The organism is Dactylosporangium salmoneum (genome assembly GCF_039532525.1).
Classification (GTDB): domain Bacteria; phylum Actinomycetota; class Actinomycetes; order Mycobacteriales; family Micromonosporaceae; genus Dactylosporangium; species Dactylosporangium salmoneum.
Window position 1 is genome coordinate 65,936 of sequence record NZ_BAAARV010000084.1, and the last position, 7,901, is coordinate 73,836.

At 70.4% G+C, this 7,901-nt stretch carries 7 protein-coding genes and 2 pseudogenes; 6 read left to right on the forward strand and 3 right to left on the reverse strand.

From position 1 onward, the window contains the following. Positions 1–5 precede the first annotated feature (5 nt). The 3 genes from ABD352_RS42925 to ABD352_RS42935 are packed head-to-tail and all read left to right on the forward strand — an operon-like array spanning position 6 to position 2,136. The gene (locus ABD352_RS42925; RefSeq protein WP_344618340.1) at positions 6–1,214 is read left to right on the forward strand and encodes an MFS transporter; all 1,209 of its coding nucleotides are present in this window, start codon (positions 6–8) and stop codon (positions 1,212–1,214) included. Positions 1,215–1,217: 3 nt separating this feature from the next. Next, on the forward strand, positions 1,218–1,610 hold the full coding sequence (locus ABD352_RS42930) for a carboxymuconolactone decarboxylase family protein (protein WP_344618341.1): 393 nt from the start codon (positions 1,218–1,220) through the stop codon (positions 1,608–1,610). Further along, on the forward strand, positions 1,600–2,136 hold the full coding sequence (locus ABD352_RS42935; RefSeq protein ID WP_344618342.1) for a hypothetical protein: 537 nt from the start codon (positions 1,600–1,602) through the stop codon (positions 2,134–2,136). Before ABD352_RS42930 ends, ABD352_RS42935 begins: the two co-directional genes overlap by 11 nt. 239 nt (positions 2,137–2,375) lie before the next feature. Here the strand turns inward: ABD352_RS42935 and ABD352_RS42940 are convergent. Further along, positions 2,376–2,750: pseudogene (locus tag ABD352_RS42940) on the reverse strand (flavodoxin family protein); the annotation flags it as partial. A 343-nt stretch (positions 2,751–3,093) separates the two neighbouring features. On the opposite strand from ABD352_RS42940, the gene ABD352_RS42945 reads away from it, so the two are divergent. Then, positions 3,094–4,662 carry a methyl-accepting chemotaxis protein gene (locus ABD352_RS42945; protein ID WP_344618343.1) on the forward strand — a complete coding sequence of 523 codons (1,569 nt, stop codon included), beginning with the start codon at positions 3,094–3,096 and terminating at the stop codon, positions 4,660–4,662. A 21-nt stretch (positions 4,663–4,683) separates the two neighbouring features. Next, positions 4,684–5,982, forward strand: a complete 1,299-nt coding sequence (locus ABD352_RS42950; RefSeq protein WP_344618344.1) for an ABC transporter substrate-binding protein — start codon at positions 4,684–4,686, stop codon at positions 5,980–5,982. A gap of 50 nt (positions 5,983–6,032) precedes the next feature. On the opposite strand, the gene ABD352_RS42955 is transcribed toward ABD352_RS42950, so the two are convergent. Continuing rightward, positions 6,033–6,959 carry a quinone oxidoreductase family protein gene (locus ABD352_RS42955; RefSeq protein ID WP_344618345.1) on the reverse strand — a complete coding sequence of 309 codons (927 nt, stop codon included), beginning with the start codon at positions 6,957–6,959 and terminating at the stop codon, positions 6,033–6,035. An 83-nt stretch (positions 6,960–7,042) separates the two neighbouring features. On the opposite strand from ABD352_RS42955, the gene ABD352_RS42960 reads away from it, so the two are divergent. Then, a complete protein-coding gene (locus tag ABD352_RS42960) occupies positions 7,043–7,465 on the forward strand; it encodes a MarR family winged helix-turn-helix transcriptional regulator (RefSeq protein WP_344618346.1) in 423 nt (140 codons plus the stop codon). 52 nt (positions 7,466–7,517) lie between these two features. On the opposite strand, the pseudogene ABD352_RS42965 reads toward ABD352_RS42960, so the two are convergent. After that, a pseudogene (locus ABD352_RS42965) lies at positions 7,518–7,901 on the reverse strand (hypothetical protein); the annotation flags it as partial.

Genomic DNA, 7,901 nt, shown 5'->3' on the forward strand with positions numbered 1-7,901 from the left:
GGGCAGTGTTAGCCGCCGGCCCTGGCAGCGCCCCACCCGTTGCCGCCGCCCAGCCGGGCCTCCCTCGCGAGGTCTACGTCCTCAGTGTCGTTGGTGGCTGCGTCATGCTGGGCCTGGGACTGGTGCTCCCGGTGCTCCCGGTGTACGCGGCGACGTTCGGGGCCGGGCCCACCCGGATCGGAGCGCTCGTCGCCCTGTTCGCGTTGATGCGGCTGGCCACCAGCCCGTTCTGCGGCCGGCTCGGAGTTCGTTTCGGTGAGCGGCGAGTCCTGGTCGCCGGCCTGCTGCTCTGTGCGGTCTCCTCGGCCCTGACGGCGTTCGCCGGGTCCTACGGGCAGCTGCTCGTGTTCCGCAGCCTCGGCGGCGCCGGCTCGGTGCTGTTCTCGGTGTCCGCGCTGGCGACACTCCTGGCGATCGCGCCGGCCGACCAGCGGGGCCGGGCCAGCGCCGTGTTCGAGGCGGGCTTCCTGCTCGGCGGGATCTGCGGACCGGCACTGGGCGGGCTCCTCGCGCTCATCGCCCTGTCCGTGCCATTCATGGTGTACGCCGTGCTGTTGCTGGCCGCCGCGGTGCTGACGATGGCGGTACTCCGCACCGGCCGAACTGCCGGCGCAGAGCCCGGCCGTGACGTGGTACGGCTGCCGGTCCTGCTGCGGGATCGACGCTACTCGGTGGCTTGCCTCGCGGCGTTGGCGCAGGGATGGGTCTTGTTCGGGCTGCGCAGCGCACTGGTCCCCACGGTGGTTGTGGCGTGGCGACATGACGTGACCTGGGTCGGATGGGCGTTCACGGTATCCGCCGTCGTGCAGGCGCTGCTGATCATGCCGGCCGGCCGGGTTGTCGATCGGGCCGGCCGCCGGCCCGCCATGATCGCCGGCACCGGTGTGGCCGCGGCGGCGATCACCGCCTTGGTGTTCGTGGACAGCTACGCCTGGCTCGTCGTCCTGCTCAGTGTGTACGCGGCGGGATCAGCGCTGCTCAACGCCGCACCGGCCGCGCTGATCGGTGACGTCGTCGCCGGCCGGGCCGGCAGTGGCGTCGCCGTCTTCTCGATGTGCACCGATGTCGGCGCCGTAGTCGGACCGGTGGTCGTCGGGCTCATCGCCGAGCGGGTGAGCGTTCCGGCCGCCTTCGGCAGCGGCGCCGCGCTGCTGGTCGTCGCCTTCGTGGCGTCGTGGACGTTGACAACTGTTCGGCCAACACGAGGGAGTTGATCGATGCATCAGCCGTCTGCCCGGCACGAGCGGGGCGAGGATATGTTTCAGCAGGTCTTCGGCCGCGAACCGCGCCCGGGTTCCTACCCGGAGTTCCTGCAGATCACCGTCGACCACCTGTTCGGTGAGATCTGGACCCGCCCGCACCTGAGCGTCGAGGAGCGCGAACTGGTCGCGCTGAGCGCGGTCGCGCTGGCGCGGACCGATTGGGAGCTGCGCGGCCACATCGGTGCCGCCCTGCACCTCGGGATGTCGCGAGAGAAGATCGTCGAGGTCATCATTCAGCTCGCCTACTACGGTGGCTGGCCGGTCGCCAACAACGGGCTGCGCGTCGCCCAGGAGGTCTTCGCCGAGCTGGACGCCGCCGCCGGGAGGGACGCGGACCATGACCAGTGAACCGTCTCCCCTCGACCCGGCCGAGAAGGTCGACCTGTGGCGCCAGCGGTTCTTCGAGGCCCAGGCGGCCGCAGAGGAGTTCATCCTGGGGGAGCACGGCGAAGAAGGCGTGGCCGCGTGGATCCAGGCGAACTCCCGCATCACCGCGGAGCTGCTGCAAGCGCAGCGGCCCGCCGGGATATCCGCCACCGATCACTTCATGGCCCGGCTGCAGCGTCAGCTGTTGCTGTACGACTCGGCAGTGACCAGTGAGCCCCGGTCCTCGGGCACCGTGCTGCGCAACGCCGACTGCGGGATCCTCCGGTACCGCAAGCGGGCCGCCCGCGCCGGCGTCGTGCTGACGTTCTCGTCGCCGTGCCCGTACTGCCAGGAACTCAACACCGCCATCGCCGCCCGCTACGTGGAACCGGACGTCACGGTGTCGTGCGAACAGGCAGGCGACGGGTGCACCTGGCGCGCGGAATCTCCGCACGCTCCACGAGAGGACGTGGCCGGGTCACCGCACCGCGGACGAGCCGGTGACTGAACCAGCGGCAGTGCCGTACGGTCGTTGGCCGGCGACCGGCTGCCGTCGAGCGTCATGCCGAGTTGCCGGCCCACGGCCACGCACAGGTCGAGCGCCGCGGTGCGGGTCAGGTCCTGATGGTCGTTCTGGGTGAAGCACGCCGACGCCACGTTCTTGTTCCGTAGGCGCAGGTACCACGGGAACAACGATCCCAGTGCGGGCTCGGTCAGCATCGTGCGGGAATGCACGATCGTCCCCACCAGCAGGTTGCCGAACGGGCGTTGCCTGGCGTTCATGAAGCTCTTCAGGCGTTCCTGGAAGATCTTCAGCACCGCGGGTACGTTTCCCGCGTACACCGGCATGGCGAGCAGCATCGCCTGCGCGCCCTCGGCCAGATCGACGACATGCTCGAAGTCGTCGTCGAGCGTGCACCGGCCCACCTCGGGATCGAGGCAGGTGTCCTCGCCTTCGCACATCGCGATGCGATGGTCGATCAACCGGATCCGCTGGATCTCCGCGTCGCTGACCTCCCGTACGACGCCGGCAATCGCCGCCTCGAGCAGCGCGTCGGTCAGCGACGGGAGACGCTTCTGTGTGCAGGACAACGCAATGATCTTCACCCGAAGGGCCTCCATGTCCGCTCAGCGCCGCCCAAGAGCCCCCGTGGCCGCACACTGAGGCCGCCTCAACCTACCAATAAAGTGAACACCGTCGATACAGCGTGCCTGAATCATGACAACTGTCTGATATCACATGAAAGCGCTCATTTAGGGCTAATGCGTCGACCGAGGTGCGCAACGGCGGTGTCGGCGATCCGTGGTCTCGTTGCGGGGGTTCGCTCGCGTCGGGGCGAAGTGCTCAGGTCGGGGCCCGGCGCTCCGAATGGTCTGGCGTGCCCGACCGGCGGGTCGGATCTGGCAGGGGCAGGTGCAGATGGTGGGTTCGGCTGCGGTCGACGGGCATGGTGCGGTACCTCGGATGGGTCTGTCCATCTTGGGCCGGATCCTGGCCGCGCTGTTCGTCGTCGCGCTCGCGGCGGCCGGCGTGGGGCTGCTCTCGCTGCAGCAGATGGGCAAGCTCAGCGACGACCTGGACCGGCTGCGCGCCGCGCAGAGCGTGAGCGACGCCGCGCTGCAGCGGGTGCGGGCGGCGGAAGCGCTGATGTTTCAGAGCCTCTGGTCGCTGGCCGCGCAGGGCGACGGCGCCGCGGCGCGCACCCGGGCGGCGGTCATCGCGTCCGACGAGGTGATGGACCAGGCGCTGCAGGACTACACCAACAGCGCGGCCAGCGCGGTGACCCGCGCGGCGGCCACCGACTTCACGCAGCAGTGGACGCAGTTCCGGCAGGTGCGCGACGCGTTCGTATTCGGCGCGCCGGCGCCCTCGGGCGTGACCGTGCCGGGCGACGCCGAGGCGTTCGAAGCAATCGCGATCCGGCTCGGCGCGGCCCTCGAGCGGATCGTGCGGGCCCAGGACGCCGACGCCCGCGACGCGCAGGCCGCCTCCGCCCACGCCTACGCCCGCGCCCGCAACATCGCCATCGGGGGCATCGCCATCGGGGTGATCGCCGGCCTGGCGATCGGCCTGTTCATCTCGCGCATGATCGCCCGGTCGCTGTCGCGGGTGTCGGAGGCGCTCAAGGCGGTCGCGGCCGGCGACCTGACCCAGTCCGTACCGCACCAGTCCGCCCGGGAGCTGCAGGCGATGGCCGAGTCGGTGAACATCGCGACCGGCAGCCTCCGCGAGACCGTCGGCGCGCTGGCGAAGAGTTCCGAGGTGCTCGGCAGCACGTCCGGCCGGCTCAGCGCCAGCAGCGACGAGCTCAGCGTGGGTGCCGAGCACGTCAGCGCCCAGGCGCAGCGGGCGACCGCCACCGCCTCGTCCGTCTCCGACAACATCGGCACGATCGCGGCGGCCGCCGAGGAGATGAGCATCTCCATCCGTGAGATCGCCTCGACGACCGTCGAGGGGACCCGGATGGCCGGGCAGGCGGTCGACGTCGCCGAGTCCACCAGCCGCACGATGGCCAGGCTCGGCGAGACCAGCCAGCAGGTCACCCAGATCGTCGAGATCATCACGTCGATCGCGAAGCAGACGAACCTGCTCGCGCTCAACGCCACGATCGAGGCGTCCCGGGCCGGCGAGGCCGGGCTCGGCTTCGCCGTGGTGGCCGGGGAGGTCAAGGACCTCGCGCAGGAGACCGCCCAAGCCACCGAGCAGATCTCGCAGCAGGTCGTCTCGATCCGCACCGAGTGCGAGGCGGCGGTGGGCGCGATCGCCTCGATCACGTCGATCATCGGCCAGGTCAACGACTTCCAGGCGACCATCTCCGCGGCGGTCGAGGAGCAGTCGGCCACCAGCCTCGAGATGAGCCGCAACGTGTCCGAGGCGGCGACCGGCAGCACCGAGATCGCCCACGACATCCAGACGATGACGGTGGCGGCCCAGCGCTCGGCCGAGTCGTCGTCGCACAACCGGCAGTCCGCGGCCGAGCTCGCGGCGCTGGCAGGGGACCTGCAGCAGATGGTCGCCCGGTTCCGCATCTGATCGGCTTGGGGGTACCGACACATGGCACACATCCGCACCCGCGCCCGCACGCTGATCGGCCTGATCCTGGCCGGCGCCGGCGTCCTCGCCGCGTCGGCCTGCAGCGAGGCGATCTCCGCCCCGGAGCGGAAGATCACGTTGACCGTCGACACGTTCGGCAAGTTCGGCTACGACGAGCTGTTCCGGCAGTACGAGCGGTCGCACCCCGGCGTGACCGTCAAGAGCCGGGCGGTGGAGAACCTGGACGCCTACTGGCCGAAGCTCAACGTGTATCTCGCGGCGGGCAGCGGCGCCGGCGACGTCGTGGCGATGGAGGAGGGTGTCATGCCCTTCTACAAGGGTCAGCAGGAGAGCTTCGTCGACCTCGCGCAGTTCGGCGCGGGCCGGATGAAGGCCGACTTCCTGCCCTGGAAGTGGGGGCAGGGCACCCTCGACAACGGCAAGGTCGTCGGCCTCGGCACCGACATCGGCGGCCTGGCGATGTGCTACCGCAAGGACCTCTTCGCCAAGGCCGGCCTACCCACCGACCGCGACGAGGTGTCGAAGCTGTGGCCGACCTGGGACGCCTTCCGCCAGACCGGCCTGCGGTTCAAGGCCGCCAACACCGGCGCGGCGTTCGTCGACTCGCCCGACCAGATCCTCACCGCGGCCATGTCGCAGGCCGCGGCCGCCAACAACAACGTCACGTACTTCGATCGTCAGGACAACCTCATCATCGAGACCAGCCCCGCGGTGAAAACGGCCTGGGCCGAGGCGACGAGCGTCGTCGCGGCCGGCCTGACCTCCCGGGTCGTCACCTGGACCGACGCCTGGCACGCTGGCTTCCGCGACGGCACCTTCGCGACGACCGCCTGCCCCAGCTGGATGCTCGGCATCATCGAGGACAGCGCCGGTCCGCAGACCAAGGACAAGTGGGACGTCGCCGCGATCCCGGGCGGCGGCGGGAACTGGGGCGGCTCCTTCCTGGCCGTGCCGGTCCAGAGCAAGCATCAACGCGAGGCCGCCGACCTGGCCATGTTCCTGACATCCCCGGCCAGCCACGTCGCCGCCTTCAAGGCCGTCGGCGCGCTGCCGTCGGACGTCAAGTCGCTCAAGGACCCCGAGTTCTTGGCGCTGACCAACCCGTACTTCGGCAATGCCCCGGTCGGCCGCATCTTCGGCGAAGGTGCACTGGCCATCCAGCCGATGTACGTGGCCGTGCGCCACCGCCCCGTCGCCGAGGCCACCCAGGCCGCGCTCGACGACTACGTCGCCGGCAAGATCAACGCCGAGGCCGCCTGGCAGCAGGCGGTGGCCGCCGCCAAACGCAAGGCCATCTGAACCGGGGCCGGAATCCTTTGTACGGCCGGCAAGCGTCACGGACGCGAAGCTCAGGGCACAAAGACGATGCGGTCCTCCGTCTCGGCAGTCCACGCTTCCGAGACCTGGGCGAGCGGCACGCGGCGGGCCCGGACGTCGATCTCGCCCCGAGTCACGGCCACGGCCAGCGCCGGCAACTCTTCGAGGAAGTCGCGGGCAGGGACCGAGCCGATGCCGCTGCCGACGATCTGCAGCCGTGCCGAGCGCAGCGCCACGGACGGGACCGGCGCGGTCGGGCCGGCCATCGATCCGATTTGGAGCCAGGTCAGCGGGGCGCCGCGGTCGGCGCGGGCGGTCAGCAATGGAATCATGGCGCGAGCTGAGGGCTCACCCCAGACGTAGTCGATGACCACATCGACGTCGGCCGCCCGATCGATCTGGTCGAAGGTGACCGTCTCGTCCGCACCCAGCGCGGGCAGGGCGGCCAGGCGCACGTTGTCGCGTCCGGCGGCGATCACGTGCGCGGCGCCGAACCGCTTGGCGATCTGGATCGCCATCCGTCCGGCGTTGCCGGTGGCGCCGAGGACGAGGACGCGCTGGCCCTGCTCCATGGTGATGCGGCGGCGCAGCGCAACCCAGGAGGACATCGCCGGATTCATCGCGGCGGCGATCTGGACCGGGTCGACGCCGTCGGGCAGGACCACGCTGCGGCGTTGGTCGATCACGGTGCGGTCGGCGAACGTGCCGAGGTTCGTGTCGTCCAGCGCCGCGTAGCGAAGCTTTCCGAACCTGTCGCGCACGACGCCGTCCATGCCGGGGACGAGCGGGAGCGCGCCGGTGCTCGAGTAGTGCGAGCCGTTCGCCTTCGCCCGGGTCAGGTGGTGCAGCCCGGCCGCGAGGACCTCCACAACCAGCTCGTTCTCGTCATTTGCAACCGGCTCCGGGTGATGGCGATAGACCGGCGGAGCGTCGAAGGCGGTGATAACGGCAGCGTGCATGGCAACCTCCCGAGGTGATAGTTGGTATTGCCAACCACCTCATATTGGTTGGCAATACCAACTATGTCAACTAGTGTGGCGGCATGACCTCCGACGCCCTCCTCGACGCCCTCGTCCGGAGCAGCTTCCAGGTGATGGGCGTGCTCACTCGGGTCGGCGCCGAACACGACCTGTCCCTCACCCAGCTGCGGGTACTCGGCATCCTCCGCGACCGCCGGCTCCGCATGACCGAGCTGGCCGCCTATCTGGGCCTGGACAAATCGACGATGTCCGGCCTCGTCGACCGCGCCGAGCAGCGAGGGCTGCTGGCGCGCGGCAAGAACCCCAAGGACGGCCGGATCGTCGACGTGTTCATGACCCCCGCCGGCCTCGAGCTCGCCGAACGGGTGCAGGAGCAGATCCGGCGCGTTCTGGAGCCCGCGATCGGCCGTCTCGACTCGCGGCAGCGCGAGCATCTTGCCTCACTGCTCGAACTCGTCGCCACCATGCCCGCAGCGCGGAACTGAGGCGCTGGCAGTGGCGTGGGCGCAGCGGTGGTTCGCGTGACCCGAGCGGCCTTTAGGATTCCGTCTCTTCCGCGGTGGCGGTCGCCGTAGCCGGTGCGGTGGCCAACACGGCCGCCGCGGCGGTGGTGGCCAGGACGGCGAGGGCGGCGTACGGCGCCCAGCCGGGCCGGACCGTGTCGTGCAGGACCGCGACGCCTACGGCGGAGGGTGCGAGGACCTCGGCGATCCACAGCACTGCGGTCACCGGCCCGACCTGACCGTGCTGCAGGGCGAAGGCGTACAGCAGCGTTCCGGTGACGCCGAACACGGCCAGCGCCCACGTGAGCGGCTCGGTGGCGAGCGAGCCGGCGATGGCGAGGACGCCCCGGTCTCCCGGCAGGGCGAGGGCTCGCGCGCACAGCGCGGCGCCGCCGTACGCGAGACCGGCCAGTGCGGC